Annotated in this window: 25 protein-coding genes; 18 read left to right on the top strand and 7 right to left on the bottom strand. The window is 37.0% G+C overall.

Features of this window, described 5'->3' with window-relative positions:
* Positions 1–49: 49 nt before the first annotated feature.
* Positions 50–1,927 carry a T9SS type A sorting domain-containing protein gene (locus tag RNZ46_RS05805; protein WP_316984436.1) on the bottom strand — a complete coding sequence of 626 codons (1,878 nt, stop codon included), beginning with the start codon at positions 1,925–1,927 and terminating at the stop codon, positions 50–52.
* Positions 1,928–2,102: 175 nt separating this feature from the next.
* Between RNZ46_RS05805 and RNZ46_RS05800 the strand changes: the two genes are divergently transcribed.
* The gene (locus RNZ46_RS05800; RefSeq protein ID WP_316984435.1) at positions 2,103–3,395 is read left to right on the top strand and encodes an aminopeptidase P family protein; all 1,293 of its coding nucleotides are present in this window, start codon (positions 2,103–2,105) and stop codon (positions 3,393–3,395) included.
* Positions 3,396–3,440: 45 nt separating this feature from the next.
* On the opposite strand, the gene RNZ46_RS05795 is transcribed toward RNZ46_RS05800, so the two are convergent.
* Entirely contained in the window at positions 3,441–4,763 is a 1,323-nt protein-coding gene (locus tag RNZ46_RS05795) for an aspartate kinase (RefSeq protein WP_316984434.1), read from the bottom strand.
* Between the two features lie 99 nt (positions 4,764–4,862).
* Between RNZ46_RS05795 and RNZ46_RS05790 the strand changes: the two genes are divergently transcribed.
* Positions 4,863–5,519, top strand: coding sequence for a hypothetical protein (locus RNZ46_RS05790; RefSeq protein WP_316984433.1), 657 nt, complete (start codon positions 4,863–4,865; stop codon positions 5,517–5,519).
* A 60-nt stretch (positions 5,520–5,579) separates the two neighbouring features.
* On the opposite strand, the gene RNZ46_RS05785 is transcribed toward RNZ46_RS05790, so the two are convergent.
* From RNZ46_RS05785 to brnQ, 4 genes are all read right to left on the bottom strand, one after another.
* Complete coding sequence (locus tag RNZ46_RS05785) at positions 5,580–5,975, bottom strand: cupredoxin domain-containing protein (protein ID WP_316984432.1); 396 nt, start codon at positions 5,973–5,975, stop codon at positions 5,580–5,582.
* Between the two features lie 36 nt (positions 5,976–6,011).
* The gene (locus RNZ46_RS05780) at positions 6,012–6,572 is read right to left on the bottom strand and encodes a carboxymuconolactone decarboxylase family protein (protein ID WP_316984431.1); all 561 of its coding nucleotides are present in this window, start codon (positions 6,570–6,572) and stop codon (positions 6,012–6,014) included.
* A gap of 435 nt (positions 6,573–7,007) precedes the next feature.
* The gene (locus RNZ46_RS05775) at positions 7,008–7,850 is read right to left on the bottom strand and encodes an AraC family transcriptional regulator (protein WP_316984430.1); all 843 of its coding nucleotides are present in this window, start codon (positions 7,848–7,850) and stop codon (positions 7,008–7,010) included.
* A gap of 8 nt (positions 7,851–7,858) precedes the next feature.
* Complete coding sequence (gene brnQ / locus RNZ46_RS05770) at positions 7,859–9,145, bottom strand: branched-chain amino acid transport system II carrier protein (protein WP_316984429.1); 1,287 nt, start codon at positions 9,143–9,145, stop codon at positions 7,859–7,861.
* A gap of 34 nt (positions 9,146–9,179) precedes the next feature.
* Here brnQ and RNZ46_RS05765 point away from each other — a divergent pair, with 34 nt between their 5' ends.
* The 3 genes from RNZ46_RS05765 (at position 9,180) to RNZ46_RS05755 (ending at position 10,613) form a co-directional block, all read left to right on the top strand.
* Positions 9,180–9,956, top strand: a complete 777-nt coding sequence (locus tag RNZ46_RS05765; RefSeq protein WP_316984428.1) for an alpha/beta fold hydrolase — start codon at positions 9,180–9,182, stop codon at positions 9,954–9,956.
* A gap of 61 nt (positions 9,957–10,017) precedes the next feature.
* Complete coding sequence (locus RNZ46_RS05760) at positions 10,018–10,284, top strand: DUF1660 family phage protein (protein ID WP_316984427.1); 267 nt, start codon at positions 10,018–10,020, stop codon at positions 10,282–10,284.
* Between the two features lie 80 nt (positions 10,285–10,364).
* Positions 10,365–10,613 (top strand): DUF1660 family phage protein, encoded by a 249-nt coding sequence (locus tag RNZ46_RS05755; protein ID WP_316984426.1) that lies wholly within the window; start codon positions 10,365–10,367, stop codon positions 10,611–10,613.
* Here the strand turns inward: RNZ46_RS05755 and thiL are convergent.
* The gene (gene thiL / locus RNZ46_RS05750; protein ID WP_316984425.1) at positions 10,603–11,649 is read right to left on the bottom strand and encodes a thiamine-phosphate kinase; all 1,047 of its coding nucleotides are present in this window, start codon (positions 11,647–11,649) and stop codon (positions 10,603–10,605) included. The two genes, RNZ46_RS05755 and thiL, sit on opposite strands and share 11 nt — an antisense overlap.
* Before the next feature lie 299 nt (positions 11,650–11,948).
* On the opposite strand from thiL, the gene RNZ46_RS05745 reads away from it, so the two are divergent.
* The 13 genes from RNZ46_RS05745 to RNZ46_RS05685 all read left to right on the top strand — a co-directional run bounded on the left by RNZ46_RS05745 (position 11,949) and on the right by RNZ46_RS05685 (position 23,773).
* Positions 11,949–13,328 (top strand): choice-of-anchor B family protein, encoded by a 1,380-nt coding sequence (locus tag RNZ46_RS05745; protein WP_316984424.1) that lies wholly within the window; start codon positions 11,949–11,951, stop codon positions 13,326–13,328.
* A gap of 9 nt (positions 13,329–13,337) precedes the next feature.
* A complete protein-coding gene (locus RNZ46_RS05740; RefSeq protein WP_316984423.1) occupies positions 13,338–14,681 on the top strand; it encodes a hypothetical protein in 1,344 nt (447 codons plus the stop codon).
* 51 nt (positions 14,682–14,732) lie between these two features.
* On the top strand, positions 14,733–15,500 hold the full coding sequence (locus tag RNZ46_RS05735; protein WP_316984422.1) for an MbnP family protein: 768 nt from the start codon (positions 14,733–14,735) through the stop codon (positions 15,498–15,500).
* A 4-nt stretch (positions 15,501–15,504) separates the two neighbouring features.
* Positions 15,505–16,572 carry a cytochrome-c peroxidase gene (locus RNZ46_RS05730; protein ID WP_316984421.1) on the top strand — a complete coding sequence of 356 codons (1,068 nt, stop codon included), beginning with the start codon at positions 15,505–15,507 and terminating at the stop codon, positions 16,570–16,572.
* 139 nt (positions 16,573–16,711) lie between these two features.
* On the top strand, positions 16,712–17,041 hold the full coding sequence (locus RNZ46_RS05725; protein WP_316984420.1) for a HesB/IscA family protein: 330 nt from the start codon (positions 16,712–16,714) through the stop codon (positions 17,039–17,041).
* 17 nt (positions 17,042–17,058) lie between these two features.
* Entirely contained in the window at positions 17,059–18,507 is a 1,449-nt protein-coding gene (sufB, locus tag RNZ46_RS05720; protein ID WP_316984419.1) for a Fe-S cluster assembly protein SufB, read from the top strand.
* Between the two features lie 61 nt (positions 18,508–18,568).
* Entirely contained in the window at positions 18,569–18,991 is a 423-nt protein-coding gene (locus RNZ46_RS05715) for a hypothetical protein (RefSeq protein ID WP_316984418.1), read from the top strand.
* Positions 18,992–18,993: 2 nt separating this feature from the next.
* A complete protein-coding gene (gene sufC, locus RNZ46_RS05710; protein ID WP_316984417.1) occupies positions 18,994–19,746 on the top strand; it encodes a Fe-S cluster assembly ATPase SufC in 753 nt (250 codons plus the stop codon).
* Between the two features lie 74 nt (positions 19,747–19,820).
* On the top strand, positions 19,821–21,134 hold the full coding sequence (sufD, locus tag RNZ46_RS05705; protein WP_316984416.1) for a Fe-S cluster assembly protein SufD: 1,314 nt from the start codon (positions 19,821–19,823) through the stop codon (positions 21,132–21,134).
* 91 nt (positions 21,135–21,225) lie between these two features.
* On the top strand, positions 21,226–22,440 hold the full coding sequence (locus RNZ46_RS05700) for an aminotransferase class V-fold PLP-dependent enzyme (protein WP_316984415.1): 1,215 nt from the start codon (positions 21,226–21,228) through the stop codon (positions 22,438–22,440).
* Between the two features lie 46 nt (positions 22,441–22,486).
* Entirely contained in the window at positions 22,487–22,909 is a 423-nt protein-coding gene (locus RNZ46_RS05695) for a hypothetical protein (RefSeq protein WP_316984414.1), read from the top strand.
* A gap of 38 nt (positions 22,910–22,947) precedes the next feature.
* Complete coding sequence (locus tag RNZ46_RS05690; protein WP_316984413.1) at positions 22,948–23,370, top strand: SufE family protein; 423 nt, start codon at positions 22,948–22,950, stop codon at positions 23,368–23,370.
* A gap of 76 nt (positions 23,371–23,446) precedes the next feature.
* Positions 23,447–23,773: a DUF59 domain-containing protein gene (locus RNZ46_RS05685; protein ID WP_311936788.1), complete on the top strand. Its 327-nt coding sequence runs from the start codon at positions 23,447–23,449 to the stop codon at positions 23,771–23,773.
* The last annotated feature ends 40 nt before the right edge of the window (positions 23,774–23,813 follow it).

Below are 23,813 nucleotides of genomic sequence, written 5' to 3'. Positions count from 1 at the left end.
CTAGTATATGCTAGTTTTTTTGTTAATTCTTCAAAATGATGAGTTGTTTTTAATCTAATACCATTTTTTTTGTAATCATCGCAAAATCAGAATGAATATTTACAAAATAAATACCTTTTGATGCATTTTGCATTTTAATGGTTTTTGTGTTTGACGGATTTGACAGGTCGTGTTCTGAAATCAATCGACCGCTAATATCATAAATTACAGCTTTTTCTAAATTTATAAATGACGCTTTATATATATGAAATTGATTTTTTGCTGGGTTGGGGTATAGGGTTATGGCATTGTTTAGTTCATCTTCTTCAACGCTTAAATTACAAATAGTAGAATCTGACATTACAGACGTTCCTCCACAAGGCACTATTGTTGTACTTCTGTCGTGTACACTATTACCTCCTGCTATATTCTCAGTACTTAAAACTCTTTGTTGCTCACTATTTTGCAGTGCATAAATCATGACATCATTACTATTATCTAGTTGAGGTGAATCATCTATAACATGCCCTAATTGATGCGCATGTCCTAATTCGTGTAGTGCTACACTATGGAAATCATATTGAGAAAAGCTGGGAAAACCACTACCAAAATACCAATCGGTTGCATCGTCAAAAACAACATCTATTTCGCTTACAAACCAATTAGCATTAGGTGTTCCTCCTGTTGAACAGCCTGAATACCAAGACGTACAACGTCCTAGCACTCCAGCTTCTAACTCACTTCCGTTGTCAAATCTAACCACATTGGTTCCATCGGCATCAAGCCTGCCGTCTGGCGGTATATCGCCATCAACACCAATAACATCTACGGTGGTAGCAACTCCACTTACAGTCCAGTTCACCTTGGTTTCACATCTCCAACTATCTAAAGCCGATTCAAAAGCTGCTTTTGCACCTGGGTGTTCGGTATCATTAAAAAAATCTGTAAACATTTCCCATGTATAACCTCCGCTTCCGTTGTCATTTACATGCTGTACTTGATATGCAGTTCCGGCTGAAACGACATTTAATTCTGCGTGAGTTACTGTTAATGTTTGTGAAGAGGAAGCTTGCATGCCATTGGAACTATGGAACACGGATACGGGGCCTGTTCCGGCTTCAGTGGGAACTTCAACTTCTATTGTTGTATCATTCCAGTTTATTATTTGTGATGCTATAGGTATCGGTGCTGGCGAATCATCTGGAGCTAATAATTCACTGGTCAATGTTGCACCACCATCATCTGCATTTGGAAAACCAATGGTTCCCGCTGTTGTGCCAAAACCAGAGCCTGTAATTGTTAAAATTGCTTTTTCCCCCGCGACTATTGAAGTAGGTGATATATTTGCAATTGTTACTGCTAAGCCAGAAGTGTTTTTTTTACTTTTTAGTGACACAGCAGCGTTCTGTTTTACTTTAATTATTTTCTGTTTTGTTAAACTTTCTAAATGATTGTAAAACCCTTTTTCTATATCTTTATAAGAATTAAATACGTTGTTTGCAGTATTTGCCCTCATGTTGTATTTGTAAAACCCTTGAATTCCGCTGTATGCCTCATATCTCTTATTTGCCATTTTTTGGGTATAACCTAATTTATTTGTTGGATTTAACATAAAAACACCTCGCCGTCCAATAGCTAATTGTAAACTATGAGATGAGATTTGTGCAGTGAGACCTACAACGCCACCTAAAGTAACCACATCAACATATTCAATGCTTTCCTCTCCCTTAAAAACCTTAAATACTTCAATAGTGTTAGAAGTGTAAATATTTTTACTTGCTAAATCCCAAAATGATTTTTGCGATATTACTTTTCCTTCTATTATTAAATTAGATGCCTCTACTTGCTGTTGTAACGGTATTTCCCTAAGGCTGGCTTGCGCCCATAATGGTCCGGCATTTATTAAGCAAAATAACAATGCCATAAAAAAAGTGAATTTCTTCATCATCTTAAGTTTTAGTGTTAATAGATAGCTGTAAATGAAATCTTATGACTTAAGAATCAAGCCAATAGATTTTTATTTAGTTTTTTAATAAAACTTGGGGAGATTACCAAATATAGCAAATTACAGCCAATAATTTGCCTAGAATGACTACATTTATCCACTTAATTTAATACGTATTATGAAATATCATCCTATTAACTCAAACCTCTTTATAAAAAACAGAAAAAATTTTGCCGCTCAGATGAAGCCCAATAGCTTGGCGGTTTTTAACTCTAACGACATCTATCCTATTGGCGCAGACAGCACCTTGCCTTTTGAGCAACATCGCGATATTTTTTATTTAAGTGGTGTCGACCAAGAAGAAAGCATTTTGGTTTTATTCCCAGATTGCCCAAAGGAAAAGCATCGGGAAATTCTCTTTTTAAAAGAAACCAACGAACATATTGCCGTTTGGGAAGGCGAAAAGTTAACCAAAGAAAAAGCCTTCGAAACTAGTGGCATTAAAACCGTTTATTGGTTGCAAGACCTTGAAAAAGTCCTGTTTGAAATCATGACGCAATGCGACACCGTTTATATAAATACGAACGAGCATTACCGAGCAAATGTTGAAACCGAAACCCGAGAAGCGCGCTTTACAAAATGGCTAAAGGAAAAATACCCTGCGCATGCGGTAGCAAAGAGCAATCCTATTTTGCAACGCCTCCGTTCGGTGAAAGATCAAATAGAAATTGATTTAATGCAACAAGCTTGTAATATTACCGAAAAAGGATTCCGTCGTGTACTAAACTTTGTAAAACCTGGCGTTTATGAGTTTAATATTGAAGCCGAATTTATGCATGAGTTTTTAAATAATCGCTCACGAGGATTTGCCTATACGCCCATTGTGGCTTCCGGAAACAATGCCAATGTACTGCATTACATAGAAAATAATCAACCCTGTAATGCAGGCGATTTAATTTTAATGGATGTTGGCGCCGAATATGCAAACTATTCCAGCGATATGACGCGAACCATTCCCGTTTCCGGTACATTTTCAGAAAGGCAAAAAGCCGTTTATAATGCGGTAAATCGCGTTAAAAATGAAGCGACCAAAATGTTGGTTCCAGGAACTATTTGGGAAGATTACCACGTTGAAGTTGGCAAATTAATGACCAGTGAATTGTTAGGTTTAGGCTTGCTCGATAAGGCCGATGTACAAAACGAAGACCCCAATTGGCCCGCCTATAAAAAATATTTTATGCACGGTACAAGCCATCACATAGGATTAGATACGCACGATTACGGTATTTTAACTGAGCCGATGCAAGCCGATATGGTGTTTACCGTGGAGCCTGGGATTTACATACCGGAAGAAGGATTTGGAATTCGATTAGAAGACGATGTGGTTATTAAAGACGATGGTGAGCCTTTTAATTTAATGCGAAACATTCCTATTGAAGCCGATGAAATTGAAGATTTAATGAATGCGTAAAACTTATAAGACGCTGTTTTAAGATTAATTTAAAACAGCATCTTTTTATACTGTTACCAACTCAAATAAATATTTGTTAAGGCGTTTTAACGTTTCAATTTTATCATTGGAATTTATCAAAAGGGAGATGTTGTTGTTGCTTCCACCGTAAGAAATCATTCTAATTTTTACATCTTTTAGAATTTTGAATAGCTTATATGTGTATTCATGGTTTACTACCGAATGGCCGACTAAACAAACTATGCTTTGATTGTTGTCAACCTCGATTGATGCGAATTTCTCGAGTTCAGCAACAATTTTGTCCAAATTCCTATCATCGTCAATGGTAAGCGATACCGCAACTTCAGAGGTTGTAATCATATCGATAGACGTTTCGTAAATCTCAAAAACCTCAAACACTTTCTTTAAAAAGCCATGGGCTTGTAGCATGCGCCCCGATTTAATTTTTATGGCGGTAATATTGTCTTTGGCCGCAATGGCTTTTATGCCATTTTCCGATGTTAGGCTAGAAATTAAAGTGCCGTGGGCTTCCGGATTCATGGTGTTTTTTAGGCTTACCGGAATATGGTCGGCTCTTACGGGCGTTACCGTTTGTGGATGCAATATTTTTGCGCCAAAATAGGCCAATTCCGCGGCTTCATCATAAGATAAATTCGAAATGGGTTTGGTGTTTTCAACATACCTAGGGTCGTTGTTGTGCATGCCATCAATGTCGGTCCAAATTTGTACTTCTTCAGCTTTAATCGTAGCGCCTATAATGGTTGCCGTGTAATCGCTGCCACCACGCTGTAAGTTCGATACTTCATCCTGGGCATTTAAACAAATAAAGCCTTGGGTGATATAAATATCGGCTGCTTCAGCGGAATTAAAAACAGTTTCAAAATGAGTTTTGATATAAGGTAAATCGGGTTCGTTACAAGCATCAATACGCATAAAGCCTAGTGCTGGTAATAGTGTAGAGCGAATGCCTTCTTGCTGTAAATAGCTATTAAATATAAAGGTTGAAAGCAATTCACCTTGAGCTAAAATTTTGTTTTCCAATACGTTTGCAAACGCTTTGTATGTGGAGTCAATTAACAAACTAAAAATATCTGAAGCATATAATTTGGCCTCTTTATTTAGCAATTTGTTTGTTAAAAGCTCATCAATAGTGAGGCTATATTTTTCTTGAAGCTTGTGTATGCTATCAATCGCTTTGTCCGTGTTTTTTTCTTTAATATGATTGGCGATGGCAACCAACTCGTTCGTGGTGCCGGACATGGCCGATAAAACCACTATTTTTTTTTGGCCATCGTTAATTATGTTCTTAACATTAATCATGTTTTCAATAGATCCCACCGATGTGCCACCAAACTTTAATACTTTCATTGTGCTTTTATTTACAGTGTAAAATTATAACTCATTCTGAGAATAAAGATATTTTTTGAAAAAATTGTTTACATTTGCACAAATTGTTATATAATTAACATGAGGACTGTATCAAACTGTGTAGAAGACATTTTAATTTCGCAACCTTATTTAGAGGAAGCATTATCCAGAAATATTATAAATTTTAGTGCCTTGGCAATCGAGCTCACCAAACCCATTAGCGAAATGCTAAAAAAAGAGGTGAAGCCAGGAGCGATTATGATGGCGCTAAGGCGTTACAATCCGCCGGTAACTTTATCGAATTCTGTGAAAATGAAACGGATGCTTCAGAATTTGGGCGATATTACCGTACGCTCTAATTTAACCGATTTTACCGTAAAAAATTCCAATACGCTAATACACAATCACGCTAAGGTATTGGAAAAAATAGATGATGAGTCTAAATTATTTTACACCTTTACAAGAGGTATACATGAAAGTAATATGATTATATCGAGCAGTTTAAAAGATTTTATTACCACACAATTGCAGCATGAAACCTTTCTTGGGGTACAAGATAATTTATCGGCCATAACCATAAACTTACCACAGGATAATTCGAAAATTGCTGGGTTGTATTATCATTTTTTTAAGCGATTGGCTTGGGAAGGTGTGGTGCTTTACGAGGTGATTTCTACCACAAACGAGTTTACTATTTTGGTTGAAGATGAGTATGTTGATAAAGCGTTTACAGCTATAAAAAGAGTTAAAAACTAGAAAAGGCGTGCTAAATAATCAGCACGCCTTTTGGGTAGTAAATTAGTCACAGTCAATAACTTATTTTACTATTAAAGTGTATTCGGGTGTTTCGTTAAAAGGACAGAAATATTTATACGTTCCTTTTTTTAGAGTGACTTCTTTCGATGATTCTGTTTTACCATGTTTCACCATTTGCGACACGTAAGCCTCGCTAATATGGTTTTCTGGTTTAGAGCCATCTTTTCCATCTTCAATTAAAACCAAACCTACTTCAGGGGCGGCATTGTTATTCGATACTTTAAAAATATAAGTGCCTTCCGAAAGTGTTAATTTTTTCTGGGTAAACTCACCTTTTGTTTGCTCTAACGATATGGTTTTTACAGCATCAGCTTTCGCCATTTTGTCTTGTGCCGTAGCAGTTAAAGTAAAGGCTACTAAAAATAATCCTATTATTAAATTTTTTATGGTCTTCATTTTTATTTCAAATTTGATTATTGTTTTAAATAAATATTAGCTTGTTGATACTGTAAATTTTCCAGCTTCAACACTAGGGAAATCTACTTCGGTATCGGCAATATGATTAACATAATTTGTTAGGGTGTTAGATACCACGTTTAATATGATTTCTAAAATATCACCATCGTTGTAACCTGCTTCTTTTACAGCTTGAATAGCTTCGGTAGAGACTTGTCCTCTGTTTTTTGTAACTGCTTGTGCAAATTGTAAACCTGCTTGGGTTTTGGTGTCGGCAGCTATACCTTGTCTGTTTTGCTCGGTTTCTTCAATGGTTAAACCATTCATTTTACCAATAGCGGTATGCGCAGACAAACAGTAGTTACATGCATTTTCTTCGGCAATGGCCAATGCCAATTGCTCTCTGAATTTGTTGCTAAAGTTTCCGCTTGCGGTTAACTCGCCTAAGCTTAAATATGATTGTAATGTTGCCGGTGAGTTGCCAAATACTTTAACCAAATTTGGAATAAAGCCTAATTTGTCTTGAACAGCGTTAAACAATTCTTTCGATTTACCTGTTGTGGTTTCTGGGTTTAATGTTTCAATTCTTGTACTCATAATTTCTATGTATTAATTATTATTTAATTTATTTATTCGTGTTTTTGCATTCGCACAATTGGCGTTCTGGGTGGTATTCATCATATTCTTGATAACCCCAGCAATTTGGACATTGTTCGTTTTGTATGGTTTTCATAATACGTTGTTTTTATTCCTCCCTTCGCAGGAATGACAGATTATTGAAATCTTGAGTTGCTCTCAAGAAATTTCCTTTTTAATTACAATGCAAATATGCAACCCATAGTAGGGTTAAAAAATGGACAAAGGTTCCTAATGCTTGTACTGTTGCTCTTTAATGCTGATTTTTTGCGTGAAGGAAGAAAGTGGCATCGTTTTTATTAATGCCGATGGCTATCGAAAGAGAAATAGATATAGCCTTTAGACTATGCTCTGGATAAACTTAAAGCTGACCTGAAAGTGCGCGCCCAAATAAAACTAATGGTCTTTTTTAAATTGAAGCGGCGATTTTGTAGTCGCTTTTTTAAAGAAACGTGTAAAATAAGCAGGGTCGTTAAAACCCAATTGATAAGCGATTTGTTTTACAGGAAGGGTGCTGTAAATTAACAGGCGCTTAGCTTCGAGAATAATTCGTTGTTTTATAAAATCGCTTGGTGTTTGATTTCCTGATATTTGAAAATGTTTGGCTAACGATTTAGGCGAAAGCCCTAAACGATTGGCGTATTCGGTTACCGTGTGTAGGGTTTTATAATTCTGTTCAACCAAAACACTAAAATCTTTAAAGAGTTTTGTTTCGGCATCATCTTTAATAATATGGTTTTCTTTTTTTATCCGAACGGAATGAATGATAAATTGTTTTAAATAGGACTGAAGCATATCGTATTGCGCAGCAACATCATCGCGTTTAAACTCATCAATCAAGCTTTCTAAAATAAAGTTGAGCTTGTTTGTGTCGCTTTCACAAGGGTTTACAAAAGGGGTTTCGTATACATTGTTAAAGAGAATGCCGTTGCACGCCACTTCTTTGTCGTGGGTTTGTATGCAATAAAAATCGCGAACAAAAGTGAGTTTGTAGGCTTCTTTTATTGCTTCCGATTCTACTGAAAACACTTGCCCGGGCGATAAAAAGAACAATACATTATTGTCAAAAGCATAGCTTTCAAAATCGATATTATAAACACCTTTGCCTTCTTTTATCCAATAGATATTGTAAGCGTTTATTTGTTCGGGTTTATTAAATACACAAGCCTCGTCAAATTGTATAATGCTTAAAGAAAAAATGTCTTTATACGAATAGGTTGAAATTTCCTGAACAGCCATTTATCAAATTAATTAGTTGGGACTTTAGTCGTAAAAGTTTTAATATTTAACACTAAAAATGTAATTAATGCCGGTAAGGCCCAACCCAAATTTTGGTTTGCTAACGGCAGTGTGTTTTTAATACCTTTAAGATAAATGGGGTCGATAATAAATCCTAAAAAGTCTGGTATGCTAAAAATAAAAGTGATTAAAACAACGGCTCTAAAAACTCGTTTTGTCGCTAATTTTTCTGGAATTACATTCAACAAAATAAGTACAATACACAACGGATAAATAAACATCAAGGCAGGAAGTGCCACGTCTATAATATACTTAACTTCCATTTGCCCAACCAAAATGCCCACCAAACAACATATAATAGTTGTAATTAAATAAGCGTTTTTGGAGGCTTTAAAATAGGCTTTAAAAAAATCGGCAATACTAACAATTATGGCCACAGCTGTGGTAAAACAAGCCAAAGCTACCAATACACTTAAAAACGTAGCACCAATATTTCCTAAGGTTTTTGTGGCTAAACCAAAAAGTAAATCCGTTCTAGAAATTTGGGCGTCAAACTGCCCGTTATAAAACGCTCCTATGGCAATTAAACCTGCGTAAATAATAAATAACCCAGTCATGGCTATTAAACCGGATTTTGCAACCATTTTTCTTTTTTCAATAAAAGTTAAGTTGTTTTTAGAACTGTTTATTGAAACCAATACAACGCCGCCCATAATCATACCCGCCATCGCATCGTAGGTTTGGTAACCTTCTAACAGGCCACTTATTATTGGGAGTTCAAAACTTGAAGGATGCATTACGGTTTCAGCAGAAAAAACGCCAATAACAATAATGGTTAATACAATTAAAACGATTATTGGCGTTAAGTATTTACCAAGTATGCTTAGTGCTTTGTTCCGATTCATCACAAAAATAAATGCCAATATAAAATAAACCATGCTAGTAAGTAACGCGCTTGTATCAAAAAAAGGAGCTATGGCCATTTCGTGGGCTACGGCCGCGGTTCTGGGGCAGGGTAAAGCAATGGTAATGGCATACATGCAAAAGCAAAAAACAAGACTAAAAAGCGGGGAGACTTTTTTGCCAAAATCGAACATGGTGCCTTGTAATCTGGCATGTGCAAAAATGGCCAACAAAGGAATTATGGTTGCCGATGTTACAAAACCCAAGGTCACCAACCACCAATCGGTACCAGCCTTGTACCCCAATAATGGCGGTAAAATTAAATTGCCTGCGCCAAAAAAACCAGCAAATAAGGCAAAGCCAAATACAAAGGTCTGTTTCGTTTTATACATCGGTTGGTTTATCTTTGCCTAATATAGTTCAAAAATGATTTTAGAATACAAAGGGACTCAAATTTTTTATACCGATAAGGGTAAAGGGCAAGCCTTAGTGTTGCTGCATGGGTTTTTAGAAAACTCGAACATGTGGAATGCTTTTCTGCCAGAATTAACAAAAAACAATAGAGTTATTTGTATAGATTTATTGGGTCATGGGCAAACAGGTTGCATGGGATACATTCATTCCATGGATCTTATGGCTGATGCTGTTAAAGCGGTTTTAAATCATTTAAAAATCAAGCACTCTACATTTATTGGGCATTCTATGGGTGGCTATGTGGCGCTCGCTTTCGCGGAAAGAAATCCAGATGCAGTATCGCGGTTATGTTTAATGAATTCTACGGCCGAAGCAGATTCAACAGAAAAAAAAGAGAATAGGGATAGAGCCGTAGCTGCTGTTAAACAAAACCACAAAATCTTTATTAGGATTTCGATTAATAATTTATTCAGACCCAAAAACAGAACCATTTTTTCTGACGATATTAAGCAAATAATTGCTGAAGCTTTACAAACGCCATTACAGGGTATTATTGCAGCTTTAGAAGGCATGAAAATTAGGCCAAACAGGGAAGCTGTTTTAAGTTCCGAAAGCTTTATAGTAATGATGATAATGAGCAAGAAAGATCCTGTTTTGGATTTTAGTGCCTTAGTAAAACAAGCAAAAAGAGCTCGTATCAAAGCCGTTGAATTTCCTGACGGACACATGTCTCATATAGAAAATAAAGAGGATTTCTTACGTAGTATAGTGTATTTCATCGAAAATTAATAACACTTTATCGTTTTATTGATTTTTTTTACTATGTTTATTGACCCTAAATCTTTAACCCATGGAAAAAACTACCAACAAACCTACATTTATCCCAAAAATGTACTGCAATCTTTTTGGGCATGATTATCAAGTGAGTAAAAAAGTAACCTATCACGTAAAGGAATATACGTGCAGACACTGTAAAAAGGAATTAACCACAAACAGCAATGGCAATTTAATAGAGCTTACTCCTAAATTTAGAGAGATAAATGCTATCCTTAGCCGCATTCATACCTCAAGAACACAACGCTTAAAGGAAAAATCGCTCACTTCGTCGATTTATTAATCACTTAAAGGTAACTTTAACGGCTTTTTAATATATTTAAACCTCTCCCTAAAATAGTATTAATTAATAGTTAAAGTTAAATGAAAAGCATTCATTGCAAGGTGTTTGGACATGAGTTAATAGTAGCTCGAAATGTAACCAATCATGTTAAAGAGTACACCTGTAAATTTTGTAGAAAGGAATTTACAACCAGCAGTTCGGGTAATCTAACAGAGCTAACCAAAAAGTATAAAGAGATAAATAGGGTTTTAGAATATATTCATAACAAACGCATCTCGAAAACCAATCGCAAAAACCACAATCCTAATTTATTGGTATTTAAGCATTAAAGTTTTTCCAGCCTTGTGCCTTAATTGGAATTCTTGTTTCTGCCCGGGTTACTAAATGCATGCCTGCGCTTTCTTCTTTGATATGTCCAATTATTGAAAAATTTGGATTGGCTTTAATTTTTGGATAATCATCTTGAGAAATCGTAAACAACAGTTCGTAATCCTCACCGCCATTTAAAGCCACGGTTGTGCTATCAATATTAAATTCTTCGCAAGTAGAAATTACCTGCGGATCTAACGGGATTTTGTCTTCATACAAGTCGCAACCCACTTTACTTTGTTTGCAAATATGAATGATTTCAGAAGATAACCCATCGCTAATATCAATCATCGATGTGGGTTTCAGTTTTAAATCGCTTAATAATTTAACAATATCTTTTCGAGCCTCGGGTTTTAATTGGCGCTCAATAATATAGGAATAAGGTTCTAAATCTGGTTGACTATTAGGGTTGACTTTATACACTTCTTTTTCGCGTTCAAGCACTTGCAAACCCATGTACGCGCCGCCCAAATCGCCCGAAACCACCAATAAATCATTGGGTTTTGCTCCGTTTCTGTATACTTCAGCACCGGATTCAACCGCGCCAATAGCAGTCACCGAAATTAGTAAGCCTGTAGTAGACGATGTGGTGTCTCCGCCCACAACATCAATGTTGTAAATGCTGGCCGCAGTTTCAATTCCGGCATATAAATCTTCGAGAGCTTCAAGCGGAAATCTGTTGGACACCGCTATGGAAACCGTAATTTGCGTAGCACTGGCATTCATGGCATAGACATCGGATAAATTAACAATTACAGCCTTGTAACCCAAATGTTTTAGGGGCATATAGCTCAAATCGAAATGAACGCCTTCAACAAGTAAATCGGTAGTAACCACGATGTTCTTGTTTTTAAATCCTAAAACCGCAGCATCATCACCAATTCCTTTAATGGTCGATGTGTGTTTAATTTTAAAATTCTTGGTTAAATGGTCAATAAGACCAAATTCACCTAAATCGCTTAATTGCGTCCTCTGTTGATTTTTATCTTCTATCATATTGCAAAAATAAGAAGCTATTCTTATTAACCAACATGCTTTTTGGATTATAACATTAAAAAAGCTTTGGTTTTTTCTGAAAACAAGCCTTCAATTTTAACATTAAAATCGTTGAGTTGCCAATTTTTTAATTAATATTAAACTAATTTTGCTTGTAATCTTAAATTTATAAATCATTATTTATTAGTTTTTTAAGATTAAAATATATTGTACAGATCATTCGTTTTAGTAAAATGCTATGATATTAAAACGGAATCAAAAGATTGAAAAAGAAAAGAATAATTAAAAAATTGCACCTAATGAGTATGCCTCTAAAAAGTATAAATATCCTAAAAACCCTAGTTTTAGGGTGTGTCTTGTTATCCCTTGCTTATTCTTGTGAAAACGAAACGGTAGAGCTTACATCGGTTTTTATTGACACGGATAATGATGGTATTGAAGAAAGCATAGATAACTGCCCTTTTATTGCAAACCCAAATCAAGCCGATGATGACGGCGACGGGATAGGGAATTTGTGCGATAGTGATTTTTCTAATGCGCCTTTGGCCATTTGCGAAAATGGTTTTGCCGATATTTACCCGTGTAACGATTACGATTTAATGGCGCATGTGCCTATAGCTACTTTTGGGGCTGTTTCCGGAAATGATTCTTGGGGTTGGACAGACCCAACTACGGGAAACGAATATGTTTTATTGGCAACAAATACAAACGTTGCTTTTATTGATATTACCGAACCTATTAACCCCATTTATTTGGGGAATATACCCACTGAAACTGTAAATAGCTCTTGGCGCGATGTAAAAGTTTATAAAGACCACGCTTTTATAGTTGCCGATAATGTTGGTGCCCATGGTATGCAAGTATTCGATTTAACGCGTTTGCGAAATGTTACCAATCCGCCTGAAACCTTTACTGCCGATGCCGTTTATACGGGTGTGAATAGTTGCCATAATATTGTAATTAATGAGGAAGAAGGTTTTGCGTATTTGGTGGGCTGCGATACCTTTAGTGGTGGCCCAAATTTTATTGACATAACGGATCCAAAAAACCCTGTAGGTGCCGGTGGTTATGCTGCCGACGGTTACTCGCACGACGCACAAGTAATAATCTATAATGGTCCCGATACCGATTATACAGGTAAAGAAATTTATATAGGTAGCAACGGCAGTTCTTCGGGTACAAATAAGGTGGTTATTATTGATGTTTCAGATAAGGCCAACCCACAATTTATTTCAAATATAACCTATTCAAATGCGGGTTATACGCATCAAGGTTGGTTTACCGAAAATCAACAGTACTTTATTTTAGGCGATGAACTCGACGAACAGTTTTTTGGAAACAACACAAAAACCATGGTTTTCGATTTTAGCGATTTAGACAATCCTATATTATCATCTACTTATTTTGGTCCAACGCTAGCCATTGACCATAACGGCTATGTAAAAGGAGACATCTATTATTTAGCCAATTACAGAGCGGGATTGCGGGTGTTGGATATTTCCAATATTTCAGCTTCATCAAACGCTATGACCGAAGTTGGTTTTTTCGATACTTACCCGTCAAGCGATAGCGCAAATTTTAACGGCGTTTGGAATGTATATCCATATTTTGAAAGCGGCAATATTGTGGTTAGCGATATTGAAGGCGGCTTGTTTATTGTTAGAAAAAGCGGCACATAATCTGGTTTTATGCTGAAAAATCACCTTGAAATATCATGGCTTTGTCTGCTTGTTTTCTTCCTTGTAAACTGTTCTAAAAATGAAGATGATGCAAAAGAAGCTACTCCTTTTCAACCGGAAATAGAATTTGTAAAATCCTTTGGTGGTTCTAAAAATGAAAGTGCCAAAGCCGTTGTAAAAACCCAGGATAATGGCTATGCTGTTTTTGGTTACACCCAAAGTGATGATGGCGATATAGCTAATAAACAGAACGGTTTATTCGATTATTGGCTATTAAAATTTGATGCTGCCAATAACTTGCAATGGCAAAAAACCTATGGTGGAAGTGACGACGACAGAGGTGCCGATTTGGTACAAACAACCGATGGCGGGTATGCTATTTTTGGTTTCAGCCAAAGTAACGATGGCGATGTTACCGAAAATGCAGGAGCCACTGATTTTTGGATTGTAAAATTGGATGCATCGGGAATTATTTCTTGGCAAAAATCGTATGGGTTTTCTGGTGCGGATGACGGTATTTCAGTAATAGAAACCAACGACAACGGTTACCTTATAACAGGTGTTTTGGATGTTTCGGCTTCTGGCGGTGCAGGAAACAGTAAATCGGCTGCCACCAAACATGCTGGCGGCGATTATTGGGCTGTAAAGCTTAATGCTACGGGTGACAAACAATGGAGTAAATATTATGGCGGGTCGTTTACCGAAACGCCTTACGGTGTGATTCAAACCAACGATAACGGTTATATTTTGGTGGGTTCTTCAGATAGTGATGATGTCGATATTTCAAACAATAAAGGTTCGTATGATTTTTGGGTAATTAAGATTTCCGAAACAGGAACTTTACTTTGGGAAAAATCTTTTGGAGGCTCAGAAATTGATGAAGCCAGAGGCATTACCAACACAAACGACGGTAATTTTATTGTTGTTGGCGATACTAGAAGTAACGATTTAGACGTTTCTCAAAACAACGGAGCAGCCGATTTATGGGTAATTAAAATGTCGCCTTCGGGCGATATAATTTGGGAAAAAACTTTTGGAGGTACCAGTTTTGATGTGGCTCGATCCATCTCAAAAACCCAAGACAATGGCTATTTGATTTCTGGAAGTTCGCGAAGTAGCGATGGCGATGTTTCCGCTAATAACGGACAAAACGATGCGTGGCTATTAAAAATAGATGCTAATGCGAATTTACTATGGCAAAAAACCATTGGCGGCAGTGCTATAGACTTTGCTTACGATGCTGTAGAGCTAAACGACAAATCCATAATAGTGGTTGGCGACACCAACAGTTTGGATATAGATATTCCAGAAAACAAAGGGTTTACCGATGTGTTGATTTTCAAAATAAAATAATCGGAAAAGACCTGTCAGGTTATAGAAACCTGACAGGTCTGAAGAAAATAAATGAAAAAAATAGTTCAAATAGTATTTGTTTTTTTACTTATCACATCGTGTAGTGAAGAGAGTGATGACACTACAACTCAAGCAAATATAACCTTCAATTTCACCCATAATTGGGATGGCACGCCGGTTTCAAATGCAAATTTTAATAGCATTCAATACACCAACGCCAATGGTGAGCAATTAAGCATTACGAAGCTCAGGTACTTAATTTCAAAATTCACTTTTCAAAAATCAAACGGCGAAAAAATCATATTAGATGGCTACAATTTAGTGGATGTTTCGAACGGAACAGATTTATCATTCACACCAACTGTAAGTATTCCAACGGGAAATTACAATTATGTCTATTTCACCTTCGGATTTGATAACGATGCCAATTATAACGGAAATTATCCAGACTTGAATTCGGCTTCGTGGAGTGTTCCGTCGATGCTTGGTGGCGGTTATCACTTTATGCAATTGGAAGGTAAATTTATCGATAACACAGCCACTGAAACGGGCTACGCGTATCATGCCATTAGGGCGGTTGATAATTCTAAAACACCACAAGAATTTCAAGATACGTTTTTCGAGGTTGACTTAGGCGCCGTTACCATTACAAATAACACGACTTTTAATATTGAAATGAACATCGCCGAATGGTTTAAAAACCCAAATACTTGGGATTTGAATGTATTGAACAACATGTTGATGCCAAATTTTAATGCCCAAATCATGATGTTTGAAAACGGCCAAAATGTATTTAGTTTAAAAACTGTTACACCATAATTAATTGAAAAAAGGGATAGCACATATTGGCTTTATTGTTGTTTTCATCTGTTCATCCTGTTCAAATGAAAGTGTGGAAACCTATGTGGCAACGCCAAGTCCGTTGCAAATCCCCCAATTATTTGAAGACAACATTTTAAATCCCGTACTTCCAATAGATAATCCGCAAACTGTGGAAGGCATAGCTTTAGGTAAAAAGCTGTTTTTCGACCCCATTTTATCGGCCGATAATACCCAGGCTTGCGCCGATTGCCATGCACCGGAAAACGCTTTTTCTGATGCCGATAGATTTAGTGCTGGTGTTGATGGTATTCGAGGTAGCAGAAACTCGATGCCGCTATTCAATTTGGCGTGGAATTACGATGATAAATTCTTTTGGGACGGTAGCGCATTCAGTTTGGAGCATCAAGCTTTTGTGCCTGTTTCAGACCCGATAGAAATGAAAAGTTCGTGGACACAATTGGAAACCGAGCTTCAGCAACATCCGGAATATCCAAACTTATTTCAACAGGCTTTCGGCACATCAAAAATCGATTCAATTTTAGTTACAAAAGCCATTGCGCAATTTGAGCGTACTTTAATTTCAGCAAATTCAAAATTCGATAAATACCTTTTGGGTGAAGCTACTTTGACGTCCGAAGAATTAAACGGATTTAACGTGTTTATGGACGAAACCAAAGGCGACTGCTTTCATTGCCACGGCAGCGATAAAAATCCGCTATGGACCGATAATATATTTCATAACAACGGTTTGGACGCCACGTTTACCGATTTGGGTTTGGGCGCGGTAACCGGCGATCCTGCTGATAACGGTAAATTCAAAACACCCTCATTACGTAACCTTGCCTTTACCGCACCGTACATGCACGATGGCCGTTTTGCCACGCTCGACGACGTCATAAACCATTATAGTGAAGGCCTGCAAAACTCACCAACCATTGACCCCTTAATGAAGAAGGTTGCCCAAGGCGGCGTACAATTATCTGCCCAAGATAAAGCCGATTTAAAAGCCTTTTTGCTAGCGCTTTCAGATGACGAATTTATAAGTAATCCAAACTTCTTAAATCAATAAAATATTCCTATAAAACTATATGCTAATATAATGTTAGGTTGTATGGTTATCCATGACTTATATTGTATATTTGCACTCTATTTAGAAACTGTCTTAATAAAATACGGTTAAGGCAACACTAAATTTAATAAATAAGAATATGATAAAAGTATCTGAAACAGCTAAGAAAAAAGTGGTGGAACTTATGGCAGATGATGGCTATAATGCTGCTACCGACTATGTTCGTGTGGGCGTAAAAAGCGGGGGTTGTTCTGGATTGTCTTACGATTTAAAATTTGACAAAGAACAACATGAAGACGATAAGGTTTTTGAGGACAATGGCGTTAAAATCATCATTGACAAAAAAAGCTTTTTATACCTTATAGGAACTACACTGGAATACTCAGGCGGATTAAACGGAACGGGTTTCGTTTTCAATAACCCTAACGCAAACCGAACCTGCGGTTGTGGGGAATCATTTTCACTTTAAAAATTAAGAAAAGAATTATGTCGAAATATACTGAAGACGATTTACGCGAAGAGCTAAAAACCAAAGAATACGAATACGGGTTTTATACCGATATAGAATCCGATACATTCCCTAATGGATTGAATGAAGATGTGGTGCGTGCCATTTCTAAAAAGAAAGAAGAACCACAATGGATGACCGATTGGAGATTGGAGTCTTATAGGGTATGGAAAGAAATGGTAGAGCCAGATTGGGCCAATGTAAATTACGAAAAGCCAGATTTTCAAGCTATTTCGTACTATTCGGCGCCAAATAGTAAACCCAAATACGATAGTATTGATGAGGTTGATCCCGAATTGTTGGCTACTTTCGAGAAACTAGGCATCTCTTTAGACGAGCAAAAAAAATTGGCTGGAGTTGCCATGGATGTCGTGGTAGATTCGGTTTCGGTAGCAACCACATTCAAGGAAACCCTAGCAAAACAAGGTATTATTTTTATGAGTATTTCTGAGGCGATTAAAGAGCACCCGGAACTTGTAAAAAAATATTTAGGAACCGTTGTGCCACAAAAAGACAATTTTTATGCCGCTTTAAATTCTGCGGTATTTAGCGATGGCTCTTTCTGTTACATTCCAAAAGGCGTTAAATGTCCTATGGAATTGTCAACTTATTTTAGAATTAATCAAGCGGGAACCGGTCAGTTTGAACGCACTCTCGTTATTGCAGACGAGGGTAGCTACGTAAGTTATTTAGAAGGCTGTACGGCTCCAAGTCGTGACGAAAACCAATTGCACGCCGCCGTAGTGGAGCTTATTGCCTTGGATGATGCCGAAATAAAATACTCGACCGTGCAAAACTGGTATCCTGGGAATGACCAAGGAAAAGGTGGGGTTTTCAACTTTGTAACCAAACGTGGTTTATGTGAGAAAAACGCAAAAATCTCGTGGACACAAGTAGAAACAGGTTCTGCCGTAACTTGGAAATATCCAAGCTGTATTTTAAAAGGCGATAATTCTGTTGGTGAGTTTTACTCCATCGCAGTAACAAACAATTATCAGCAAGCCGATACGGGAACGAAAATGATTCACTTAGGGAAAAACACAAAATCCACCATCATTTCAAAAGGTATTTCAGCCGGAAAATCCCAAAACAGTTATCGTGGTTTGGTTCAAATAAATTCAAGAGCCGAAAATGCACGTAATTTTTCGCAATGCGATAGTTTGCTCATGGGCAACGCATGTGGCGCACATACCTTCCCATACATTGAAGCAAAAAATAAAACCGCAATAATTGAGCACGAAGCAACGACCAGTAAGATTGGTGAAGACCAGATTTTTTACTGTAATCAACGTGGTATCGATACCGAAAAAGCGATTGCTTTAATTGTAAACGGGTTTAGTAAAGAGGTGTTGAATAAACTCCCTATGGAGTTTGCCGTTGAGGCTCAAAAACTATTGGAAATAAGTTTAGAGGGTTCAGTGGGATAGATAAATTTTAAAGCCATGTTATACTGAGCGCAGTCAAAGTATCGCATCAATTAAAACTAAAATGAAAAAAATATTTTTTATCGCATTAATTCTAACAGTATTTGTAAGCTGTAAAAGCGACAAAAATTCTGAAAAAACAAACGAAACCATTTCAACTGAAAATTCAGAACGCACAGCCAAACAAAGCGACGGATTAACCCTTTTAAAAGGAGAGTTTGTGTATTATGCCGATGCAGCTGTTTTACAAACACATGCCGAAATTTACGGTGTTATTCTTAACAATAAAGTTGATGAATTAAACAGCAAAGCAAAAGCCTTTAAAAAAGAACCAACCGATTTTGTACAAGTTGAGATTCGCGGAAAAATAACCCAAAAACCAGAAGGTGAAGAAGGTTGGGAAAACCGGGTAGAAATAAAAGAAATATTAAGCATTAAAGCTTCAATAAACGATAACGATAATTTAGTAAAACTAGGAAAAGAGTAATTATGTTAAAGATAAAGAATTTACACGCAAGTGTTGAAGACAAAGCCATTTTAAGAGGTGTAAACCTAGAGGTAAAACCAGGAGAAGTACACGCTATAATGGGGCCAAACGGTTCTGGAAAAAGTACATTGGCATCAGTTATTGCTGGAAAGGAAGAGTACGAAATGGAGCAAGGTGACATCATTTTACAAAATGAAAACATCAATGAGCTTGCAGCTGAGGAACGCGCACACAAAGGCATTTTTCTTTCGTTTCAATACCCGGTGGAAATCCCTGGAGTTTCTGTAACAAACTTTATTAAAACCGCTATTAACGAAACCCGAAAAGCAAAAGGTTTGGAAGACATGCCGGCAAAAGACATGCTAAAGTTAATTCGTGATAAAGCCGACTTGTTGGAAATAGACCGAAAGTTTTTATCACGTTCGTTAAACGAAGGTTTTTCCGGAGGTGAAAAAAAACGAAATGAAATTTTTCAAATGGCCATGCTCGAGCCAAAACTAGCCATTCTTGACGAAACTGATTCCGGATTGGATATTGACGCCTTGCGTATTGTTGCCAATGGTGTAAATAAGTTTAAAAGTAAAGACAACGCAGTAATTGTTATTACACATTACCAACGTTTATTGGATTATATCGTACCCGATTTTGTGCACGTTATACACGAAGGTCGTATTGTAAAATCCGGAACCAAAGAATTGGCACTCGAACTTGAAGAAAAAGGTTACGATTGGATTAAAGAAGAAGTGAACGCTTAAAAGTTGGCAGTTGACAGTCCTCAGTTTGCAGTAAGCAACTAACGACTAACAACCAACGACTAACAACTGATAAAATGGATTTAAAAGAAAAATTAGTATCATCCTTCATCGTATTTGAAGACCAAGCTGATGTGGACACCTATGTACACAATGTTAGAAACGATGCTATAAAAATATTTGAAGAAAAAGGATTTCCTACCAAAAAGGAAGAAGCTTGGAAATATACCTCGTTAAACAAACTGTTAAAAGAAGATTACAGCATATTTCCTAAACAGGAAAGCGATATAGATTATAACGATATTAAAAAATATTTCATCCATAATATAGACAGCTATAAAATAGTGTTTATTGATGGTAAATATTCGTCGCATCTATCGCAAACCACGCACGATGGTATCGATGTGTGCTTAATGTCATCAGCACTTTCAAAACCAAAATACCGTTTGGTGATTGAAAATTATTTCAACAAAGCTGCCGAAAAAGACAGCTTAACATCACTCAACACGGCGTTTTCACAAGAAGGAGCCTACATTCATATTCCAAAAAACAAACTGGTTGAAAAACCTATTCAAATCATCCATTTGTCAACCGGAAACGAATCGGCAACCATGTTGCAACCACGTAACTTAATCGTGGTCGACGAGAATTCGCATGTGCAAATTATCGAACGCCATCAAAGTTTAACCGATAATGCGGTACTCACCAATAGCGTTACCGAAATTTTTGCCAACAAACGGGCTATTGTAGACTATTACAAAATACAAAACGACAATGCCAACGCATCCTTAATAGACAACACTTTTATTAAGCAAAAGCGCGAAAGTGTCGCATCGGTACACACCTTTGCATTTGGTGGTAAATTAATACGCAATAATCTTAATTACTATCAAGAAGGCGAGCGCATCAATTCCATCTTAAAAGGCGTAACCATTATTGGCAACAAACAGCATGTCGATCATAACACTTTGGTGCACCACATCGAACCAAATTGCGAAAGCCATCAAGATTACAAAGGTATTTTTGCCGATAACGCAACCGGTGTATTTAACGGGAAGATTATTGTAGAAAAAGAAGCCCAAAAAACCAATGCCTTTCAAGCCAATAACAACATTTTGGTAAGCGATAAAGCCAGCATAAACACCAAACCGCAACTCGAAATTTTTGCCGACGATGTAAAATGCTCACACGGTTGTACCATTGGGCAACTCGACGAAAGCGCCATGTTTTACATGCGTTCGCGCGGTATTCCGGAAAAAGAAGCCAAAGCCCTTTTAATGTATGCCTTTAGTAATAACGTGCTAAGCTCGGTTAAAATTCCAGAAATAAAACAGCGCATCACCAAAATAATCGCCAATAAATTAGGTGTAAATATTGGGTTCGATTTATAACATATTTTGAAGCTATTTCCCGCTATCCACTGTATCTTTTTTTCGTGCCTCAAAAAAGGATGCCGTTTCTATCGGGGCTAAACCATCAGCCATGTTCAAGGTAAACGACATAAGACAAGATTTCCCGATACTTAACCGACAAGTAAACGGAAAACCCTTAGTGTATTTCGATAATGCAGCCACATCACAAACCCCGCAACAGGTTATCGATGTTATTGTGGACTATTATTCAAAATACAACGCCAATATTCATCGTGGCGTGCACACCTTAAGTCAAGAAGCCACCGATTTATACGAGCAAGCGCGTTTAAAAATACAGAAGCATTTCAACGCTAAACACCCGCACGAAATTATTCTAACCTCGGGCACCACCGATGGTATAAATCTAGTCGCAAATGGCTTTTCGTCATTATTAAAAAAGGGCGATGAGGTTATTGTTTCAGCTTTAGAGCATCACAGTAATATTGTGCCATGGCAAATGCTTTGCGAGCGCACGGGTGCGGTTTTAAAGGTCATTCCCATGAATGAGGCGGGCGAATTGGAAATGAACCAATACGATAAACTGCTATCAAAAAACACAAAGCTTGTTTTTGTAAATCATATTTCAAATGCTTTGGGGACTATTAATCCCATCGAATATATCATTGAAAAAGCACACAGCGTTGGTGCAGCCGTTTTAATTGATGGCGCACAGGCTTGTCCGCACGTAAAACCAGATGTTCAAAAATTGGACGTCGATTTTTATGTCGCTTCAGCCCACAAAATGTGTGGGCCAACGGGAGTGGGCATGCTTTACGGAAAAGAAGCGTGGTTAAACAAATTACCGCCTTATCAAGGTGGTGGCGAAATGATTGCCGAAGTTACGTTTGAAAAAACCACTTATGCCGATTTACCGCACAAATTTGAGGCCGGTACACCCAATATTTGTGGTGGCATAGCCTTTGGGGCAGCCATCGATTATATGAACCAAATTGGGTTCGATGCCATTGAAAACTACGAGCACGAACTGTTGGAATATGCCACCGAAAAACTTCTGGAAATAGAAGGATTAAAAATCTACGGCACCGCAAAAAACAAAACATCGGTCGTATCATTTAATTTAGAGGGTATTCATCCCTACGATGTGGGCACTATTTTAGATAAACTAGGTATTGCCGTTCGTACGGGCCACCATTGTGCGCAACCCATTATGGATTTTTATAAAATCCCGGGAACCGTTCGCGCTTCCTTTGCGTTTTACAACGCAAAAGCAGAAATCGATGCTTTGGTTGAAGGTGTAAAAAAGGCTAAAATGATGCTAGCCTAACAACTTTGGTGTCTTTTTTGTATGCTTTATATCTAAATTAAATTCTATGAAGTATCTTTTTTTATTGCTACTACTTGTCGATAGCGGTTGTACAAATTCTAAAATAAATCAAGACGCCATAGCTTTGGAATATACCACACAAACCAGAGGTGCTTACAATGCGATTGCAATTAATAAAAAGCAAGTAGCAACAGTAAATAAGCATGGGGCGAAACCCAATATTAAAATTTGCAGTGAAACAGCGTGGAATCAATTAATAAAAATCCTTAAAACTGTAAATGTTGAAAATGTCCCGAACTTAAAAGCACCTTCCGAAGATCGCTTTTTTGATGGAGCGGCCATAGCGCATTTAAAAATCACGTATAATGGCAAAATTTATAAGTCGCAGCCTTTCGATCACGGCAATCCACCAAAACAAATCGCTGCACTTGTTAAAGAAATGCTATCTATTTCTAAAAATATTGAATAGCAACTTTTCTTATTGTATTTTTGTATAAAATTGAATATATGAGTATTGAAGAAATTCAAAATGAAATAATAGACGAATTCTCAATGTTTGAAGATTGGGAAGAACGTTATCAATATATGATTGATTTGGGTAAAGATTTACCTTTAATTGACGAGCAGTATAAAACCGAAAGCAACATCATTAAAGGATGCCAAAGTAAAGTTTGGGTACATGCCGAAATGAACAACGATAAAATTGAATTTACCGCCGATAGCGATGCCATTATCACCAAAGGTATTATTGCAATTTTAATCCGTGCATTTTCAAATCAGCACCCCAAAGATATTATTGATGCCAACACCGATTTTATTGATAAAATTGGATTAAAAGAACATTTGTCGCCAACACGAGCCAATGGCTTGGTGAGTATGGTAAAACAACTTAAAATGTATGCCATTGCATACCAAACACAACTTAGTTAGTATTTGTCATTCCTGCGAAGGCAGGAATCCATTAATAAGATTTTCGCGAAGGCGGAAATGAAAAAAAATTTAAATTATGAGCGATACAACAATAGACACAAACGCTTTAGGCGAGAAAATAGTAAACGTTATAAAAACAATTTACGACCCGGAAATTCCAGTTGATATTTACGAACTCGGATTAATTTACGATGTATTTGTAAACGAAGATTACGATGTTAAAATTTTAATGACCTTAACCACACCCAACTGTCCCGTTGCAGAAACCTTGCCTTTGGAGGTTGAGGAAAAAGTAAAATCGTTGGATGAGGTTAAATCTGCCGAGGTTGAAATTACTTTCGATCCGCCGTGGACCCAAGATTTAATGAGCGAGGAAGCGAAGTTGGAATTGGGAATGCTTTAAAATAAGTTAGCAGTATTCAGTCCACAGTTTGCAGTTGCAG

It is taken from the genome of Hwangdonia lutea (assembly GCF_032814565.1).
Taxonomy (GTDB): domain Bacteria; phylum Bacteroidota; class Bacteroidia; order Flavobacteriales; family Flavobacteriaceae; genus Hwangdonia; species Hwangdonia lutea.
This window is presented reverse-complemented; position numbering and strand designations above follow the sequence as displayed.

What these genes read in the sequence shown, in the direction of transcription:
- RNZ46_RS05805 (WP_316984436.1), bottom strand. Translation starts at nt 1,927, where the DNA reads ATGATGAAGAAATTCACTTTTTTTATGGCATTGTTATTTTGCTTAATA.
- RNZ46_RS05800 (WP_316984435.1), top strand. Translation starts at nt 2,103, where the DNA reads ATGAAATATCATCCTATTAACTCAAACCTCTTTATAAAAAACAGAAAA.
- RNZ46_RS05795 (WP_316984434.1), bottom strand. Translation starts at nt 4,763, where the DNA reads ATGAAAGTATTAAAGTTTGGTGGCACATCGGTGGGATCTATTGAAAAC.
- RNZ46_RS05790 (WP_316984433.1), top strand. Translation starts at nt 4,863, where the DNA reads ATGAGGACTGTATCAAACTGTGTAGAAGACATTTTAATTTCGCAACCT.
- RNZ46_RS05785 (WP_316984432.1), bottom strand. Translation starts at nt 5,975, where the DNA reads ATGAAGACCATAAAAAATTTAATAATAGGATTATTTTTAGTAGCCTTT.
- RNZ46_RS05780 (WP_316984431.1), bottom strand. Translation starts at nt 6,572, where the DNA reads ATGAGTACAAGAATTGAAACATTAAACCCAGAAACCACAACAGGTAAA.
- RNZ46_RS05775 (WP_316984430.1), bottom strand. Translation starts at nt 7,850, where the DNA reads ATGGCTGTTCAGGAAATTTCAACCTATTCGTATAAAGACATTTTTTCT.
- brnQ (WP_316984429.1), bottom strand. Translation starts at nt 9,145, where the DNA reads ATGTATAAAACGAAACAGACCTTTGTATTTGGCTTTGCCTTATTTGCT.
- RNZ46_RS05765 (WP_316984428.1), top strand. Translation starts at nt 9,180, where the DNA reads ATGATTTTAGAATACAAAGGGACTCAAATTTTTTATACCGATAAGGGT.
- RNZ46_RS05760 (WP_316984427.1), top strand. Translation starts at nt 10,018, where the DNA reads ATGGAAAAAACTACCAACAAACCTACATTTATCCCAAAAATGTACTGC.
- RNZ46_RS05755 (WP_316984426.1), top strand. Translation starts at nt 10,365, where the DNA reads ATGAAAAGCATTCATTGCAAGGTGTTTGGACATGAGTTAATAGTAGCT.
- thiL (WP_316984425.1), bottom strand. Translation starts at nt 11,649, where the DNA reads ATGATAGAAGATAAAAATCAACAGAGGACGCAATTAAGCGATTTAGGT.
- RNZ46_RS05745 (WP_316984424.1), top strand. Translation starts at nt 11,949, where the DNA reads ATGAGTATGCCTCTAAAAAGTATAAATATCCTAAAAACCCTAGTTTTA.
- RNZ46_RS05740 (WP_316984423.1), top strand. Translation starts at nt 13,338, where the DNA reads ATGCTGAAAAATCACCTTGAAATATCATGGCTTTGTCTGCTTGTTTTC.
- RNZ46_RS05735 (WP_316984422.1), top strand. Translation starts at nt 14,733, where the DNA reads ATGAAAAAAATAGTTCAAATAGTATTTGTTTTTTTACTTATCACATCG.
- RNZ46_RS05725 (WP_316984420.1), top strand. Translation starts at nt 16,712, where the DNA reads ATGATAAAAGTATCTGAAACAGCTAAGAAAAAAGTGGTGGAACTTATG.
- sufB (WP_316984419.1), top strand. Translation starts at nt 17,059, where the DNA reads ATGTCGAAATATACTGAAGACGATTTACGCGAAGAGCTAAAAACCAAA.
- RNZ46_RS05715 (WP_316984418.1), top strand. Translation starts at nt 18,569, where the DNA reads ATGAAAAAAATATTTTTTATCGCATTAATTCTAACAGTATTTGTAAGC.
- sufC (WP_316984417.1), top strand. Translation starts at nt 18,994, where the DNA reads ATGTTAAAGATAAAGAATTTACACGCAAGTGTTGAAGACAAAGCCATT.
- sufD (WP_316984416.1), top strand. Translation starts at nt 19,821, where the DNA reads ATGGATTTAAAAGAAAAATTAGTATCATCCTTCATCGTATTTGAAGAC.
- RNZ46_RS05700 (WP_316984415.1), top strand. Translation starts at nt 21,226, where the DNA reads ATGTTCAAGGTAAACGACATAAGACAAGATTTCCCGATACTTAACCGA.
- RNZ46_RS05695 (WP_316984414.1), top strand. Translation starts at nt 22,487, where the DNA reads ATGAAGTATCTTTTTTTATTGCTACTACTTGTCGATAGCGGTTGTACA.
- RNZ46_RS05690 (WP_316984413.1), top strand. Translation starts at nt 22,948, where the DNA reads ATGAGTATTGAAGAAATTCAAAATGAAATAATAGACGAATTCTCAATG.
- RNZ46_RS05685 (WP_311936788.1), top strand. Translation starts at nt 23,447, where the DNA reads ATGAGCGATACAACAATAGACACAAACGCTTTAGGCGAGAAAATAGTA.